Source organism: Allobrachymonas denitrificans DSM 15123, from assembly GCF_900110225.1.
GTDB lineage: Bacteria > Pseudomonadota > Gammaproteobacteria > Burkholderiales > Burkholderiaceae_C > Brachymonas > Brachymonas denitrificans.
The window spans coordinates 674739-691084 of sequence record NZ_FOCW01000001.1 but is presented as its reverse complement, the minus strand read 5'-3'; the positions used below and the strand labels follow the sequence as shown (position 1 = coordinate 691084).

Annotated in this window: 15 protein-coding genes; 12 read left to right on the top strand and 3 right to left on the bottom strand. The window is 64.6% G+C overall.

The window, feature by feature from the left end; translation table 11 throughout:
- Positions 1-92: 92 nt before the first annotated feature.
- The 3 genes from BMW28_RS03135 (at position 93) to BMW28_RS03125 (ending at position 1896) form a co-directional block, all read left to right on the top strand.
- Positions 93-698 (top strand): DUF6448 family protein, encoded by a 606-nt coding sequence (locus tag BMW28_RS03135; protein WP_091813721.1) that lies wholly within the window; start codon positions 93-95, stop codon positions 696-698.
- Positions 699-701: 3 nt separating this feature from the next.
- Positions 702-1193: a signal peptidase I gene (gene lepB, locus BMW28_RS03130; protein WP_091813718.1), complete on the top strand. Its 492-nt coding sequence runs from the start codon at positions 702-704 to the stop codon at positions 1191-1193.
- Between the two features lie 217 nt (positions 1194-1410).
- Entirely contained in the window at positions 1411-1896 is a 486-nt protein-coding gene (locus tag BMW28_RS03125) for a hypothetical protein (RefSeq protein ID WP_091813715.1), read from the top strand.
- Between the two features lie 258 nt (positions 1897-2154).
- Here BMW28_RS03125 and BMW28_RS03120 read toward each other — a convergent pair whose 3' ends face one another.
- Positions 2155-3264 carry an S-(hydroxymethyl)glutathione dehydrogenase/class III alcohol dehydrogenase gene (locus BMW28_RS03120; RefSeq protein WP_091813712.1) on the bottom strand — a complete coding sequence of 370 codons (1110 nt, stop codon included), beginning with the start codon at positions 3262-3264 and terminating at the stop codon, positions 2155-2157.
- Positions 3265-3539: 275 nt separating this feature from the next.
- Here BMW28_RS03120 and aqpZ point away from each other — a divergent pair, with 275 nt between their 5' ends.
- The 8 genes from aqpZ to accD all read left to right on the top strand — a co-directional run bounded on the left by aqpZ (position 3540) and on the right by accD (position 11934).
- Positions 3540-4223: an aquaporin Z gene (gene aqpZ, locus BMW28_RS03115; RefSeq protein ID WP_091813709.1), complete on the top strand. Its 684-nt coding sequence runs from the start codon at positions 3540-3542 to the stop codon at positions 4221-4223.
- Positions 4224-4626: 403 nt separating this feature from the next.
- Positions 4627-5763, top strand: a complete 1137-nt coding sequence (gene asd, locus BMW28_RS03110; protein WP_091813707.1) for an aspartate-semialdehyde dehydrogenase — start codon at positions 4627-4629, stop codon at positions 5761-5763.
- Between the two features lie 133 nt (positions 5764-5896).
- Entirely contained in the window at positions 5897-7327 is a 1431-nt protein-coding gene (locus BMW28_RS03105) for a FimV/HubP family polar landmark protein (RefSeq protein WP_091813704.1), read from the top strand.
- A gap of 17 nt (positions 7328-7344) precedes the next feature.
- The gene (gene truA / locus BMW28_RS03100) at positions 7345-8133 is read left to right on the top strand and encodes a tRNA pseudouridine(38-40) synthase TruA (RefSeq protein WP_091813701.1); all 789 of its coding nucleotides are present in this window, start codon (positions 7345-7347) and stop codon (positions 8131-8133) included.
- 108 nt (positions 8134-8241) lie between these two features.
- Entirely contained in the window at positions 8242-8916 is a 675-nt protein-coding gene (locus tag BMW28_RS03095) for a phosphoribosylanthranilate isomerase (protein WP_091815421.1), read from the top strand.
- A 14-nt stretch (positions 8917-8930) separates the two neighbouring features.
- Positions 8931-10214 (top strand): tryptophan synthase subunit beta, encoded by a 1284-nt coding sequence (gene trpB, locus BMW28_RS03090; RefSeq protein WP_091813697.1) that lies wholly within the window; start codon positions 8931-8933, stop codon positions 10212-10214.
- Positions 10211-11020, top strand: a complete 810-nt coding sequence (trpA, locus tag BMW28_RS03085; RefSeq protein WP_091813694.1) for a tryptophan synthase subunit alpha — start codon at positions 10211-10213, stop codon at positions 11018-11020. The genes trpB and trpA overlap by 4 nt, the downstream gene beginning before the upstream one ends.
- A gap of 29 nt (positions 11021-11049) precedes the next feature.
- A complete protein-coding gene (gene accD, locus BMW28_RS03080) occupies positions 11050-11934 on the top strand; it encodes an acetyl-CoA carboxylase, carboxyltransferase subunit beta (protein ID WP_091813691.1) in 885 nt (294 codons plus the stop codon).
- A 54-nt stretch (positions 11935-11988) separates the two neighbouring features.
- Here accD and BMW28_RS03075 read toward each other — a convergent pair whose 3' ends face one another.
- Positions 11989-12498 (bottom strand): GNAT family N-acetyltransferase, encoded by a 510-nt coding sequence (locus tag BMW28_RS03075; RefSeq protein WP_407640938.1) that lies wholly within the window; start codon positions 12496-12498, stop codon positions 11989-11991.
- Between the two features lie 129 nt (positions 12499-12627).
- Positions 12628-14334 carry a vWA domain-containing protein gene (locus BMW28_RS03070; protein WP_200785709.1) on the bottom strand — a complete coding sequence of 569 codons (1707 nt, stop codon included), beginning with the start codon at positions 14332-14334 and terminating at the stop codon, positions 12628-12630.
- Positions 14335-14550: 216 nt separating this feature from the next.
- On the opposite strand from BMW28_RS03070, the gene lysS reads away from it, so the two are divergent.
- Positions 14551-16116: a lysine--tRNA ligase gene (gene lysS / locus BMW28_RS03065; RefSeq protein WP_091813683.1), complete on the top strand. Its 1566-nt coding sequence runs from the start codon at positions 14551-14553 to the stop codon at positions 16114-16116.
- The last annotated feature ends 230 nt before the right edge of the window (positions 16117-16346 follow it).

Sequence of the window (16346 nt, the reverse complement as noted above, 5' to 3'; positions counted from 1 at the left end):
GATGCAGGCATGGAACTTTTTCCGTTCCCGTTCGTTTGCATGAACAAGCCGGCCATTTTTCCGGCGGTTCATCATCCCTGAAGGAGAACGTCATGCTTGCAACCATCATCCTGTCTGCCATCGCCCTGTTTGCCGTGATCGCCCTGATGCCGCTGCGCGCCAGCGCCCACTGCGACACCGAGGACGGACCCGCCGTGGTCGACGGCCACAAGGCGCTGCAGACCGGCAATGTCAACTACGCGCTGAAGTGGATCTTCGAGAACGGCGAAGCGGAGTTGCGTCCCATCTTCGAGCGAGCCATCCGCGTACGCTCCCTGGGTGGCGAAGCCGCCGAAGTGGCTGACCGCCATTTCCTGGAAAACCTGGTGCGCATCCACCGCGCGGGTGAAGGTGCCGGCTACGACGGCATCAAGCCCACCGGCACTGCCCTCGATCCCAAGGTAATTGCTGCCGATGCCGCCATGCTCGACGGCAACCTGGATCCCCTGCTGGCCCTGATGCCAGCCGAACAGCACGCCGAACTGCGCGCCCGCTTCGACCGGGCGCGCGCCAGCCTGGGCTACGACATCAACGACCTGACAGCGGCCCGCGCCCATGTGGAAGACTACGTGTCCTTCTTCAAGTACGCCGAAGGGCATGACCACGAGCATGGGCATGGCGGCTGCGGCGGTGCTCATCACCATCACCACGCCCACTGAGCCATGGACACGACCTGGCTCTGGCTGGGCGCCCTGGCGGCCGCGGCGCTCGCGGCCCTGGGGTTCCGGCGCTATGCCGGTCTGGTGATCCGGGTCCATTCACGATCGATGCTGCCCACGCTGCGCGCGGGGCAGCTTCTTTTTGCGCGTCCCCTGCGCGATCCCGGTCAGCTACGCCATGGCGACATCGTGGTGCTGCAATCGGAGGAATTGAACGAGCGCATCATCAAGCGGCTGGCGGGCCTGCCTGGTGACCGGCTGGCAATCGATGCCCAGGGCCTGCAACGCAACGGCCAGCGGGTGGATGAGCCCCATGTTGCCCATCACGGCGGTCGAACTGGCCGCTGGCAGGTGCCTTCCGGACACTGCTTCGTGCTGGGCGACAACCGCGCAGCCTCCAGCGACAGCCGCAGCTGGCAGGCGCCGTACGTGCCGCTCCACGCCATTGTGGGCATTGTGCGCGGCAGATCGGCAGTTGGGCTGCGCAACGATTAGCGCTCCTGAACACAGGGCACGGAGCCAGAGCCAGAGCCAGAGCCAGAGCCAGAGCCAGAGCCAGAGCCAGAGCAGACTACAGCGCCCGCAACGACGGGCGCTTTTTTTGCGAAAAAATTTCGCACCCCGTGGAACTTTCTCCAGCCCCCGCTCGTTAGTACACACAAGCCGACTGATTCGGCCCTGTTCAACCCGATCGACTCAAGGAGATTCCCTCATGCAACGCCGCACCCTGCCCCTCATCCTCGCCTTCGCACTGGCCACTCCGCTGGCCGCCCTCGCTGCCGACAACGCACACAACCACGGCGCCGCCAGCGAAACCCACACCATCCAGTTGAACAACGGCAAGAAGTGGGCCATCGACGCCCCGCTGCGCAAGGGCATGGAATCCATCCAGGCATCCACCAACAAGACGCTGCACCGCATCCACGCAGGCAAGGCCACTGCAGCCGACTACACCGCCTTCAACAAGCAGGTGAACGATGACGTGGCCTACATCGTCAAGAACTGCAAGCTCGATCCCAAGGCCGACGCCGAACTCCACGGCCTGATCGGCCAGATGATGAATGGCGCCGAAGCCGCCCAGGGCAAGCAAGGCGATGCCAAGCGCGCCGATGGCGTGGTGGCCGTGGCCAAGGCCCTGAACACCTACGGCGACTACTTCGACCACAAGGGCTGGAAGAAGATCGACGTCGGCCACTGAACGTCAGCGCTGGCGCAGTAACGCCAATGCCTGACGGAGAGGATGCACCCCTTCAAGGCAAGGCGTTGCGACCCCAGGGAAAGAGGATGGTTGCAGATGCACCATCCTCTTTTCCATTGGCGACCTTACGAATCTCACGCAAGTGACCTAATCCAGCCAGCGAGAGCAGACCGCCGCGAGTCAAGCGTCAAGCGTCAAGCGTCAAGCGTCAAGCGCCAAACGCCAAACGCCAAACGCCAAACGCCAAACGCCAAACGCTCAATAGTGAATCACGCTGCGAATCGACTTGCCCTCATGCATCAGGTCGAACGCCTCATTGATCTCGTCCAGCGGCATGGTGTGCGTAACGAAGGGCTCCAGCTGGATCTCGCCCTGCATGGCCTGCTCCACCATGCCCGGCAGCTGGCTGCGGCCCTTCACGCCGCCAAAAGCCGTGCCCAGCCACTTGCGGCCGGTCACCAGCTGGAACGGGCGGGTGGAAATCTCCTGCCCTGCCCCGGCCACGCCGATGATGACCGACTGCCCCCAGCCACGATGTGCACACTCCAGCGCCGCACGCATCACGTTCACGTTGCCGATGCACTCGAAGGAATGGTCCACACCCCAGCCCGTCATCTCCACCACCACCTGCTGGATCGGCTTGTCGTGATCCTTAGGGTTGATGCAGTCGGTCGCGCCAAAGGTACGCGCCAGCTCGAACTTGCCGGGGTTGGTGTCGATGGCAATGATGCGGCCCGCCTTGGCCAGCTTGGCACCCTGGATCACCGCCAGGCCGATGCCACCCAAGCCGAACACCGCCACGGTATCGCCCTCCTGCACCTTGGCCGTGTTGGACACGGCGCCCAGCCCCGTCGTCACGCCGCAGCCCAGCAGGCACACCTGCTCGTGGTTGGCTTCGGGATTGATCTTCGCCAGCGACACCTCGGCCACCACCGTGTACTCGCTGAAAGTGGAACAGCCCATGTAGTGGTAGATCGGCTCGCCCTTGTAGCTGAAGCGCGTGGTGCCGTCCGGCATCAGGCCCTTGCCCTGGGTGGCACGCACGGCCACGCACAGGTTGGTCTTGCCACTCTTGCAGAACAGGCACTCGCCACACTCGGCGGTGTAGAGCGGAATCACATGGTCGCCCGGCTTGAGGCTGGTCACGCCATCGCCCACTTCCACCACCACGCCGGCACCCTCATGGCCCAGCACCGCGGGAAACACGCCCTCGGGATCGTCCCCGCTCAGCGTGAAGGCATCGGTATGGCAGACGCCGGTATGGGTGATCTTCACCAGCACTTCGCCTTTCTGCGGCGGAGCGACGTCGATCTCGACGATTTCCAGCGGTTTTCCGGGGGCGAAGGCTACGGCGGCACGGGATTTCATGGGGCTTCTCCTGCGGGAGCTGTTCTGGATTCAGGAAAGGCCGGTTTCACCTTTCCCAAGACAAGTCACGGCCGGACAGCGACGGCCTCAACCGGAAGCATACCCCTTCCCGGGCCGGATTTCCTGCCTTTCCCGATCGCGCAGTTGATCACGCTTTGGCGGCAAATTGTCACCTATCCGACCTTGTGACATCGATTGGTCACCGAACGCACCTACACTTTTTCCACAAGCTCTGGAAACAGGGCTTTTTTGTTGACTGGATGAGGAGTTTTTCCATGAAGCGTTACGGCGCAGAATTTTTCGGTACCTTCTGGCTGGTGCTGGGTGGTTGCGGCAGCGCAGTGCTGGCCGCCGCCTTTCCTGAACTGGGCATCGGTTTTGCCGGCGTTGCCCTGGCTTTCGGTCTGACCGTGCTGACCATGGCCTATGCCGTGGGCCATATTTCCGGCGGCCACTTCAACCCGGCCGTGTCCATCGGCCTGTGGGCCGGCGGCCGCTTTCCGGCCAGCCAGTTGCTGCCCTACATCGTGGCGCAAGTGCTGGGCGCGATTGCCGCGGGTGCGGTGCTGTACGTGGTTGCCAGCGGCAATGCCGATTTCAGCCTGGCCGGCGGCTTTGCCAGCAACGGCTACGGCGCCCACTCTCCGGGCGGCTACAGCATGATGTCCGCCCTGCTGATGGAAGTCGTGATGACCATGTTCTTCCTGATGATCATTCTGGGCGCTACCGACAAGCGCGCCCCGGCCGGCTTTGCCCCCATCGCCATCGGTCTGGGCCTGACGCTGATCCACCTGATCAGCATCCCGGTCACCAACACCTCCGTCAACCCCGCGCGCAGCACCGGCGTGGCGCTGTTCGTGGGCGGCTGGGCCGTGGAGCAGCTGTGGCTGTTCTGGGTGGCGCCGATTGTGGGCGCCCTCTTGGGTGCCGTGGCCTACCGTGCCATTGCAACGGACTGAACCCCACAAGCGTGACCGCGCAAGCCGCCTAGACAGGCGGCTTTTTTGCGCGCACGCCACGCATTTGCCCGGCAATTCCCGCTTTTTGCGCAGGCACTTTCATTTAGCACCCCCGTGCGTTCGGGTTGCTCCCTATAATCTTTCGTATGTCTAGCAATGCTGTCTCCCGCTCCCAGTGCGCCCTCTCCCGCGCCCGAGCTGCGGCATTGCCTGCTTCCATCATCAAAACGACAACCATCAAGGGCTGATCGCTCCGGTTCGTCGTGCGCCAAATCCGGCCGGACGAGCCGGCTGCAAACCTCCCCTGAAATTCCGCGTTGCCGTTCGACGGTCCTGCTCCATGCATGGACACGGGCGATGGTGTGTCCGGTTCAATCTCTGAAAATCGCGAAAGGTGTGCACGATGAAAGTTGGAAACGTAGTAGGTCTGGTGGGCTGGCGCGGCATGGTCGGCTCCGTGCTGATGGACCGCATGCAGGCAGAGAATGACTTTGCCCTGATCGAGCCCGTGTTCTTCTCCACCTCCAACGCCGGCGGCGCTGCCCCGGCCATGGCCAAGAACGAGAAGACGCTCAAGGACGCGCACGACATCGAAGCACTGAAGAAGTGCGACATCATCCTGACCTGCCAGGGCGGCGACTACACCAACGAGGTGTTCCCCAAGCTGCGCGCAGCCGGCTGGAACGGCCACTGGATCGATGCTGCCTCTGCCCTGCGCATGGAAAAGGACGCCGTCATCGTGCTGGATCCGGTCAACATGCCGGTCATCAAGAACGCCATGGCCAACGGCGGCAAGAACTGGGTTGGCGGCAACTGCACCGTCAGCTGCATGCTGATGGGCGTGGGCGCGCTGTACAAGGCCGGTCTGGTCGAATGGATGAGCACGCAGACCTACCAGGCCGCTTCCGGCGGCGGTGCCCAGCACATGCGCGAGCTGCTGACGCAGTACGGCACGCTCAACGCCGAAGTCAAGGCCCTGCTGGATGACCCAAAGAGCGCCATCCTCGAGATCGACCGCATGGTCGTCGCCAAGCAGCGCGCCCTGACCGCTGCCGAAACCGCCAACTTCGGCGTGCCGCTGGGCGGCAGCCTGATTCCGTGGATCGACAAGGATCTGGGCAACGGCCAGTCGCGCGAAGAGTGGAAAGGCATGGCCGAAACCAACAAGATCCTGGGCCTGGGCGCCGACTTCGGCTCCAGCGAGATCCCGGTGGACGGCTACTGCGTGCGCGTGGGTGCCATGCGCTGCCACAGCCAGGCACTGACCTTCAAGCTGAAGAAGGACGTGCCCGTGGCCGACATCGAGGCCATGATCGCCGCCGACAACGACTGGGTGAAAGTGGTGCCCAACACGCGTGAAGCCACCGTGCAGGACCTGACCCCCGTTGCCGTGACCGGCACCATGACCATCCCGGTCGGCCGTATCCGCAAGCTGGCCATGGGCCCCGAATACGTCGGCGCCTTCACCATCGGTGACCAGCTGCTGTGGGGCGCTGCCGAGCCGCTGCGCCGCATGCTGCGCATCCTGCTGGAGGCGTAAGCTCCCGGTTGCCCTGTCGCCATCGTGCGTCAAGAGCGCAACGTCTTCGGGCGTTGCGCTTTTTTGTTCTCTGATCCTTGCGGCTGGCCGTCCTGGTCATGTGGCAGCCTGCTCACGCAGTTAGACTATCGCCATGAAGACTCGCCAATCCGCCACCCTGATCCCACGCGTTCGCATGCTGGCCGCAGCCGCCCTGATGACTGGCGCCGCACTGCCCCTGGCAGCGCAAAGTCCGGCCGTCGCGCCCAGTGGCGCAGGCAGTGCCATCGTGGTACAGACCAAACCCGGCGCCATGGTCAGCCGCATCGCCTCCGCACACCGTCCTGCAGGCGCTTCCCTCGACCAGATGCTGCTGGCCATCCTGCAGGCCAATCCGGACGCCTTCATGGCGGGCAACATCAACCTGCTGAAAAAAGGTGCAGCGCTGACCATGCCGGCTGCCGCCGAGGTTCTGGCCACCCCCGCTGCTGACGCGCGTCGCATGATCCAGCAGCAGAATGCGGCTTTCGAAAAACACGGCTATCGGCTGGTACAGATGGCAAGCGCCACCGTTGCTTCCACTGGAGCAAGCACTCCAGCCAGCCCTGACGGGTCTGCCACTACTGCACCTGCACCGAACGCCGATGCCGGCAGTGGCACCCAGGCTCCTGCGGATACCGCAGCATCGCATCAGGCAGCGCCCATCGCCGCTGCCGATTCTGCCTCAGCTCCCTCTCAGGCCGCACCTGCAGCAGGCACTGCGTCCGCAGTTGCCGCCGAGCCCGCTGCTGCCTCAAGCACGGCAGGCACGGCTTCGGCTGTCGCCCCTGCCACGCCTGCATCTGATGCCGCCAGCGCCATTGTTCCGGCAATAGCCAGCAGTGCTCCGGCAGAAGCCGTGAGCGCGCCTGACGCAGCAGCCCCTGCTCCAGCCTCCGACACCGGCATCAACCCGATGGTCTGGCTGGCAGCCGGCTCCGCCCTGCTGCTTGCACTCGTTGCCTGGCTGATGCTGCGCATCCGCCGCATGCGTGAAGAGGAGCGCCTCGCGGCCGAAGCCGCTGCGGCCCAGCCCCGCGCTGCGGCCGAGGCCTTGTCCCGCGTCTGGGACGTAGACCACCAGGCAGGTGAGCCCCCCTCTCAAGCCCAAGACGCTTCGCCCACTACGGCAGCCGGTACCGCCGCCGCAGCGACTGCTGCAGCCATTGCCACACCAGGCGCTGGAACCACGGGCGTTGCGCAGGCGACCCTGAAAGACCAGCCCGAAGCCTCCACCGCCGAAATAGACGGCCTGACGCTGGACCTGAGCGCGCTGGAAGAAGCGCGCAACACCGACGCTCCCGCCATCCAGCCCCGCACCTTCGACTTCAGCAGCATCGACCTCGAACTGGAAGATCCGGCCGATACCACGGCCAGCCCGGAAGCACTGCAAACCCGTCTCGAGCTCGCCCGAGAATTCCTGGCCATCTCCGACTACGACGGTGCCCGCGCACTGGCTGAAGAAGTGGCTGACAAGGCCGACGAGGCCCTGGAAGCACAAGCCCGCCAGCTGCTGGCCGACATTGACGCTGCAGAAAAGCAGTGAGCACGGACCGACCTTCCATGCGCATCGCTCTGGGCGTCAGTTATCTCGGCACCGCCTACAACGGCTGGCAAAGCCAGCCCGACGGCAAGACCGTGCAGGACAAGCTCGAACTGGCGCTGCAGCGCTTTACCGATGGGCCCCCCATCAACACCCTGTGCGCCGGCCGCACCGATGCCGGCGTGCACGGCCTGATGCAGGTGGTGCACTTCGACACCGACATCCAGCGCGACCAGAACTCCTGGGTACGCGGAACCAACAGCTACCTGCCCCCGGACATTGCCGTGCAGTGGGCCGCCGAAGTGCCGGACAGCTTCCACGCCCGCGCTGCCGCCATCGCGCGGCGCTATGTCTACGTGCTGCTCGAATCACCGGTGCGCCCCAGCCTGGAAGCCAACCGCGTCGGCTGGGTATTCCGCCCGCTGGACGAGGCCGCCATGCAGGACGCCGCAGCCCGTCTGCTCGGCGAGCACGACTTCACCAGCTTCCGCGCCGCCGCCTGCCAGGCGCTCAGCCCGGTCAAGACCGTGCAGCGCATCGCCATCAGCCGCCGCGGCGCCTACTGGCGCTTCGAGTTCCAGGCCAACGCCTTCCTGCACCACATGATCCGCAACATCATGGGCTGCCTGATTGCGGTCGGCCACGGGCACAAGCCGCCGGAATGGATCGACGAAGTACTGGCGGCACGCAGCCGTGATGCGGCTGCTCCGACGTTTGCGCCCGACGGGCTGTATTTCGCCGGACCGGTCTACGAACCACACTGGGGACTGCCGGAGCGCACTGCCAGCTTTGATCTCCTGCCGGGATAAACAACAAGGTTGCAGGCGATCTGCCCGACAGTAGCCATGCCCTCGGTGGCTGCGCCTGTTTTTGGACTGTGGAGCCTGCCCCTGTTCCGCATCCGCGACAATAGTCCCATGGAACATCCCCGCACCCGCATCAAAGTCTGCGGCTTCACCCGCGAACAGGACATCGACGCTGCCGTGGAGGCCGGTATCGACGCTGCCGGCTTCGTGCTCTACGCCCCCAGCCCGCGCGCCGTCACGCCGCAGCGCGCGGCCGAACTGGCGCGGCGCCTGCCGCCCTTCGTCACGCCGGTGCTGCTTTTCGTCAATGCAGACGATGCCCTGCTGGCCGAAGCCGCCGAGGCAGTGCCCCAGGCCCTGTGGCAATTCCACGGCGACGAAACGCCCGAACGCTGCGACGCAGTGACGGGAAACGGCCGCCGCCCCTACCTGCGCGCCGCGCGCATTCCGCTGGGGGATGACGCCCCGCGCTTCGACTTGCTAGAATTCATCCATCTGTATTCAAACGCCCAGGCCATCCTGCTCGACGCCCATGTCGACGGCTATGGCGGCGGCGGCAAGGCATTCAATTGGTCACAGCTTCCAACAAACGTCGACGCTCGCCTCGTTTTGAGTGGTGGGTTGACGCCTGCAAATGCGGGCGATGGCGTGCGCTTGCTGCGTGATCGCTGCAAGTCGCTGTCGGTGGATGTCAGTTCCGGCGTAGAGTCGGCCAAGGGCATCAAGGACGCCGACAAGATCCGTGCCTTCGTGGCGGCTGTGCGCGCCGCCGACAGCACGCCCTGATTGAAAGTCCCCCCATGTCTGCATATACCCAACCCGATGCCAACGGGCACTTTGGCAAGTACGGCGGTGCGTTCATTTCCGAAACGCTGACGCACGCCATCGACGAACTCAAGCAGGCCTACGCCCGCTACCAACAGGACCCCGAATTCATCGCCGAGTTCAAACACGAGCTGGCGCATTTCGTCGGCCGCCCCTCGCCCATCTACCATGCCGCGCGCATGAGCCGTGAAATGGGCGGTGCCCAGATCTTCCTGAAACGCGAAGACCTGAACCACACCGGCGCCCACAAGATCAACAACACCATCGGCCAGGCCCTGCTCGCCAGGCGCATGGGCAAGCCGCGCGTGATTGCCGAGACCGGCGCCGGCCAGCATGGCGTGGCAACCGCCACCATCTGCGCCCGCTACGGCCTGGAGTGCGTGGTCTACATGGGCGCGGAAGACGTCAAGCGCCAGTCGCCCAACGTCTACCGCATGCACCTGCTGGGTGCCAAGGTGGTACCGGTCGAGTCCGGCAGCCGCACGCTCAAGGACGCGCTGAACGAAGCCATGCGCGACTGGGTGACCAACGTCGACAACACCTTCTACATCATCGGCACCGTGGCCGGCCCGCACCCCTACCCCATGATGGTGCGCGATTTCCAGAGCGTCATCGGCGAGGAATGCCTGACGCAGATGCCCGACCAGAACAGCGGCAGGCAGCCGGATGCCGTGATCGCCTGCGTGGGCGGCGGCAGTAATGCCATGGGCATCTTCTACCCCTACATCGAGCACGAAAACACGCGCCTGATCGGCGTGGAAGCGGCCGGCGAGGGCCTGGACACCGACAAGCACGCGGCCAGCCTGCAGATGGGCGCCCCCGGCGTGCTGCACGGCAACCGCACCTACATCCTGCAGGACGCCAACGGCCAGATCACCGAAACGCACAGCATCAGCGCCGGCCTGGACTACCCCGGCGTCGGCCCCGAGCACGCCTGGCTGCGCGACACCGGCCGCGCCGAGTATGTCGGCATCACCGACAAGGAAGCGCTGGAAGCCTTCCACTACCTGTGCCGCACCGAGGGCATCATCCCCGCGCTGGAATCCAGCCACGCCGTGGCGCATGCCATGAAGCTGGCAAAAACCATGTCGCCGGAGCAGAGCATCCTGGTCTGCCTGTCCGGCCGTGGCGACAAGGACATCGGCACCGTGGCCGACCTGTCCGGCGTCGATTTCTACGACCGTCCGTCCATGCGTGGCCATGTCGTCAAGGGCGGCGCTGCTGCCGAATCGCAATCCAGCGCAGGAGCCCAGTCATGAGCCGCATCGCCTCCACCCTCCAAGCCCTGAAAGACCAGGGCCGCACCGCCCTCATCCCCTACATGATGACCGGCTACCCGCACAAGGGCTGCACGCCTGCGCTGATGCACGCCATGGTCGACGCCGGCGTGGACATCATCGAGCTGGGCATCCCCTTCTCCGACCCCATGGCCGACGGTCCGGTGATCCAGCAGGCGGCCGAACAGGCGATTGCCCAAGGGAGCGGCCTGCCGGACGTGCTGGAGGCCGTGCGCACCTTCCGCCAGAAGGATGACAAGACGCCCGTGGTGCTGATGGGCTACGCCAACCCGATCGAGTGCTACGAACTGCATCATGGCGCCGGCAGTTTTGCCCGCGACGCAGCCAGTGCCGGCGTGGACGGCATGCTGGTGGTGGACTATCCGCCCGAGGAGTGCAGCGAGTTCGCTGCCCAGCTGCGCGAGAACAGCATGGACCTGATCTTCCTGCTGGCGCCCACCTCCACGCCGCAGCGCATGCAGCAAGTGGCGGATCTGGCCAGCGGCTATGTGTATTACGTGTCGCTCAAGGGCGTGACCGGCTCCGGCGCGCTGGATACCGCTGCTGTGGCAGAGGCAATTCCGCGCATCCGCGAGCATGTGAAGATCCCGGTCGGGGTCGGTTTCGGCATCCGCGACGCCGAAAGCGCCCGCGCCATTGCCGAGCATGCCGATGCCGTGGTGATCGGCAGCCGCATCATCCAGCTCATCGCCAACGAGCAGGGAGAAGGCATCAACCGGACGGCTGCCAGCTTTCTGCAAGGTATCCGTAGCGCATTGGACGCATAATTACGGCAACTGAAATTACGCATCACAATATGAGCTGGTTGGAAAAACTGCTGCCTGCCAAGGCAACCAAGGCGGCAAACAATGCCGAGCGACGTGCCAACATGCCCGAAGGGCTGTGGATCAAGTGCCCGAGCTGCGACACCGTCCTGTACAAGACCGATCTCGAACAGAACCAGAACGTCTGTCCGAAGTGCAGTCACCATCACCGCATGAATGCGCGCGAGCGCCTCAACGCGTTTCTGGATGCCGAAGGCCGCTACGAGCTGGCCCAGGAAGTGCTGCCGGTCGACGCCCTCAAGTTCAAGGACAGCCGCAAGTATCCCGAACGCCTGAAGGAAGCGCTGGAAGCCACCAATGAGACCGACGCACTGGTCGTCATGGGCGGCAGCGTGCAGAGTATCAACGTGGTGGTGGCCTGCTTCGAGTTCGACTTCATGGGCGGCAGCATGGGCTCCGTGGTTGGCGAGCGCTTCGTGCGCGGCGTCGAGCATGCCATCGAGCAGAAAGTGCCCTTCATCTGCTTCACCGCCACCGGCGGTGCGCGCATGCAGGAAGGCCTGCTCTCGCTGATGCAGATGGCCAAGACCAACGCTGCGCTCACGCGTCTGGCGAAAAAAGGCCTGCCCTACATCAGTGTGCTGACCGACCCGACCATGGGCGGCGTCTCTGCCGGTTTTGCCTTTGTCGGCGACATCGTGATTGCGGAACCCAAGGCCCTGATCGGCTTTGCCGGCCCGCGCGTGATCGAGAACACCGTGCGCGTGAAGCTGCCCGAAGGTTTCCAGCGCGCCGAGTTCCTGTTGCAAAAAGGTGCTGTCGACATGATCATCGACCGCCGCGAACTGCGCAGCACCATCGCCAAATCGCTGGCCATGCTGCAGCGCATGCCGGCGGATGCGGTCGAAACGGTCTGAACTTCTGCATCTGATCCCGAAGCCCGAAGCAGCGCCCCGTGATGGCGCGCTGCTTCAGTCTTTGTCGGCGGATGGCAAGGTCAGTTGCATCCACGCCAGATCCAGCCAGCGCCCGAACTTGGTGCCCACCTCGGGCATCAGACCGGTTTGCACAAAGCCAAGCTGGCGATGCAGCCCAATCGACGGTTGATTGCCCGCCTCGATCGCCGCCACCATCACATGCTTGTCGAGCGCACGTGCCCGTTCGATCAGTTCGTGCATCAACTGCCGCGCCACGCCCTTCCCCCTCGCATCCGGATGCACGTAGACCGAGTGCTCCACTGTATGCCGGTAGCCGTCGAAGGCACGCCAGTCTCCGAAGCTGGCATAGCCCAGCACGCTGTCCTGCTCGTCCACGGCCACCAGCACCGGATACCCCATTTGCTGACGCGCCTGCAGCCAAGCGACGCGGTTGGCTTCATCGACGAGTTGCTCGTTCCAGATGGCTGTCGTGTTCAGCACGGCGTCGTTGTAGATGGTGCGGATGCCTGCGGCATCGGGCACGCCTGCATCGCGGATGAGAATGCCTGACATGGTGTGTTCGGATAGGGAATGACGAGGGTGGAAGCGCGTCGGGCAGGGGCATCGATTTGGTGTCGACACCCTCTCCTTCTGGCACGCCGGGTATTTTCAGAGCAAGATCGGTGCACCCGTTTAGCGGCTGATCTGCAGCGGCGCCTGCGCACCTGGCTTGCTGCTCAGGCTGCGCGCAACCCCCGCCAGATCGACGAACTCCTTGCGCAACCCGAAGGGATCGGCGCCCTGCGCCCCACGCGCCAATGCGATGGCATCGTTCCAGCCAAAGCTGCCGGTGTACTGCCCGCCGCGCAGCAACTGGCCGTAGCTGGCCACTGCGGTAGCAAAACGCATGTCGGTGCTGGCCTGCGCCAGCGGCTTGGCACCCACCGCCACCGGCGTGCTCATCAGCACACTGGCGCTCTTGCCGACGGGCTTGTAGCGCAACTGCACAAACGCCAGTTCATTGCCATGCCCCGCAGGCGCTGCCCTGGGCTGGTAACGGCTGTCGTTCACCCAGCCCGGCCTGCCTGCCGGAATCACCTCGTACAGCGCAGTCACGGCATGGCCTGCACCGATGTCACCGGCATCCACCTGGTCGTTGTTGAAGTCTTCCTTGCGCAGCAGGCGGTTCTCGTAGCCCACCAGGCGGTACTGGCTGACCGTGGCCGGGTTGAATTCGACCTGCACCTTCACGTCCTGCGCCACCGTGGCCAGGGTGGAAGTGAGTTGCTGGCGCAGCACCTTCTTCGCTTCCTGCTCGCTGTCGATGTAGCTGTAGTTGCCATCGCCCGCATCAGCCAGCTGCTCCATCAGGCGCTCGTTGTAGTTGCCGGAGCCAAAGCCCAGCGTGGTGAGCGAAACGCCCGACTTGCGCTTCTCGGCCACCATGCCCTTGAGCGTGTTGAAATCGGTGATGCCCACGTTGAAATCGCCATCCGTCGCCAGCAGGATGCGATTGATGCCGTTGCGCTGCCAGGCCTTCTGCGCCTCGCGGTAGGCCATCTGGATGGCCGCTTCCCCGGCGGTCGAGCCGCCCGCCTGCAAGGCATTCACCACGGACAGGATGGCCTCCTTGTTGCTGCCGGGCGTGGGTGGCAGCACCAGCTTTTCACCGCTGGCGTAGGTGATGATGGTCACACGGTCCTGCGGGCGCAGCTGCTCGGTCAGCAGGCGCAGCGTGCGCTTCACCAGGGGCAGCTTGTCGGGCGCCTGCATGGAGCCGGACACGTCCACCAAAAATACCAGGTTGGCCGGCGGCAGGCTGCCCAGCGTCCGGTCGGCCGCCTGGATGGCAATGCGCACCAGCTGCGCGTCTGCCTTCCAGGGCGAATGCGCCACTTCCGTACTCACGCCAAACGGATGCGGGCTGCCGGCAGCCGGACGCGGGTAATCGTAGGGGAAATAGTTGATCAGCTCTTCCACCCGCACGGCATCCACCGGCGGCAGGCGGCCATCATTCAGAAAACGGCGCACATTGGCGTAGCTGCCGGTGTCCACGTCGATGCTGAAGGTGGAAACCGGCTCCTTCGCCACTTCATGCACGGGGTTGGTGCTGATCTCGCCATACTTTTCGGTATTGGCCGGCGGGCGCATGACCTCGATGGCGGTCGGCGAAGGCGCATACAGCACGCTGCCTCCGACCGCCATGGGCGCCATCGGACGCACCGCCGCGCGCGTGGCCAGCGCACCGGCCTTGCTCTCCGCCACCGCGTCCCTGGCACCGCCGGGAGCCGTCGATGGCGAGCCACAGGCTGCCAGCAGCAAGGCCGCGAGCGCTGCAGCCATCACAGGCGCACGGCCCCGGACCAGACTGGAAGAAGAAAGGCGCAGATGCGGCGTCATGCATGTTCTCCAAAGTTCGGCGCGAACCCCATCGGCCCGGCTGCTGCCTGCATGTTACCGCGGCCAGGCTCCGGCTTTTCTAGACGTTTCACCACCCCTCCAGTCGGCCACCGACAACAACCCGGTGCCCCGGACTGGCCGCAAGCCCGCGGCACGGCCTAAAATAAGGGTTTTTGCCAGCCTGAGGCAGGTATTGCCTCGCCATTACACCCACCCATGTCCGAACAACAGAACCCCGCCCAGGCTCCCGCAGCCCCCGCCGTTGATGACAACCAGCTGATCGCCGAGCGCCGCGAGAAGCTCAAGGCGCTGCGCGCCGCCCAGGCCGAGGGCAAGGGCGTGGCGTTCCCCAACGACTTCAAACCGGCCGACCGCGCTGCCGACCTGCTGGCTGCCGTCGATGGCAAGACCAAGGAAGAGCTGGACCAGGCCAACGCCGAAGACAGGAAGATCACCGCCAGCATCGCCGGCCGCATGATGCTCAAGCGCGTCATGGGCAAGGCCAGCTTTGCCACGCTGCAGGATGCCACCGGCCGCTTCCAGATCTACGTCACGCGCGATGACGTGGGCGAAGACATCTACGCTGCGTTCAAGCACTGGGATCTGGGCGACATCGTGGCTGCCGAGGGCTATCTGTTCAAGACGCGCACCGGCGAGCTGTCACTGCACGCGACGAAGATCCGCCTGCTGACCAAGAGCCTGCGTCCGCTGCCCGACAAGTTCCACGGCGTGGCCGACCAGGAAATCAAGTACCGCCAGCGCTACGTCGACCTGATCACCGACGAATCCGCACGCCAGCGCTTCACCGCGCGCAGCAAGGCCATCAGCAGCATGCGCGAGTTCATGGTCAACCACGGCTTCCTGGAAGTCGAGACGCCCATGCTGCACCCGATTCCGGGCGGTGCCAACGCCAAGCCGTTCGTCACGCACCACAATGCGCTGGACCAGGAAATGTTCCTGCGCATCGCGCCCGAGCTCTACCTCAAGCGCCTGATCGTGGGCGGTTTCGAGCGTGTGTTCGAGATCAACCGCAGCTTCCGCAACGAGGGCATCAGCGTCCGTCACAACCCCGAGTTCACCATGATGGAGTTCTACGCGGCGTTCTGGCACTACCAGGACCTGATGGACTTCACCGAATCGCTGCTGCGCCATGTCGCCATGAAGGCGCTGGGCACGCTGCAGATCAGCTACCAGGGCCGCGCCATCGACCTGTCGCAGCCCTTCCAGCGCATGACCATCCGCGAGGCCATCCACGCCCACACCGAAGCCGGTGCGCATGTGGACGACCCGGCCTGGCTGATCAGCGCGCTCAAGCGCCTGGGCATGAGCGAGGAGGAGCACCGCCTGAGCAGCCGCAGCCTGCCCAGCCTGCAGGTGATGTACTTCGAGGAAGCCGTGGAAGAAAAGCTCTGGCAGCCCACCTTCATCATGGAGCACCCGACCGAGATCAGCCCGCTGGCGCGTGCCAACGATGCCCGTCCGGAAGTGACCGAGCGCTTCGAGCTCTACATCACCGGCCGCGAAATGGCCAACGGCTTCTCCGAGCTGAACGATGCCGAAGACCAGGCCGCACGCCTGCAGGCCCAGGTCGATGCCAAGGACGCCGGCGACGACGAAGCCATGTTCTTCGACCACGACTTCATCCGCGCGCTGGAATACGGCATGCCTCCCACCGGCGGCTGCGGCGTGGGCATCGACCGCTTCATGATGCTGCTGACCGACAGCCCCAGCATCCGCGACGTGATCCTGTTCCCGGCGCTGCGCCGCGAAGCCGGTCTGTGAGCGCATGCCTGTCTTCGCGCGTGACGGTGCGGAGGCGGGCAGGCAATGGGCCAGCCTTGCTGCTCGACCAGGTGCCGCTCGCAGGCTGCTGCGACATGGCCCGGAAAGCGTGCAGTGCCACATTTCAACCACATCACATGGCAAGCTTCTCTGATCGAGATCAGGGTTATGAGCTAATGAAAGACTTTTCTTTGCCAAGCCTGCCGCCCACGTCGCACAATGTGGGTTTA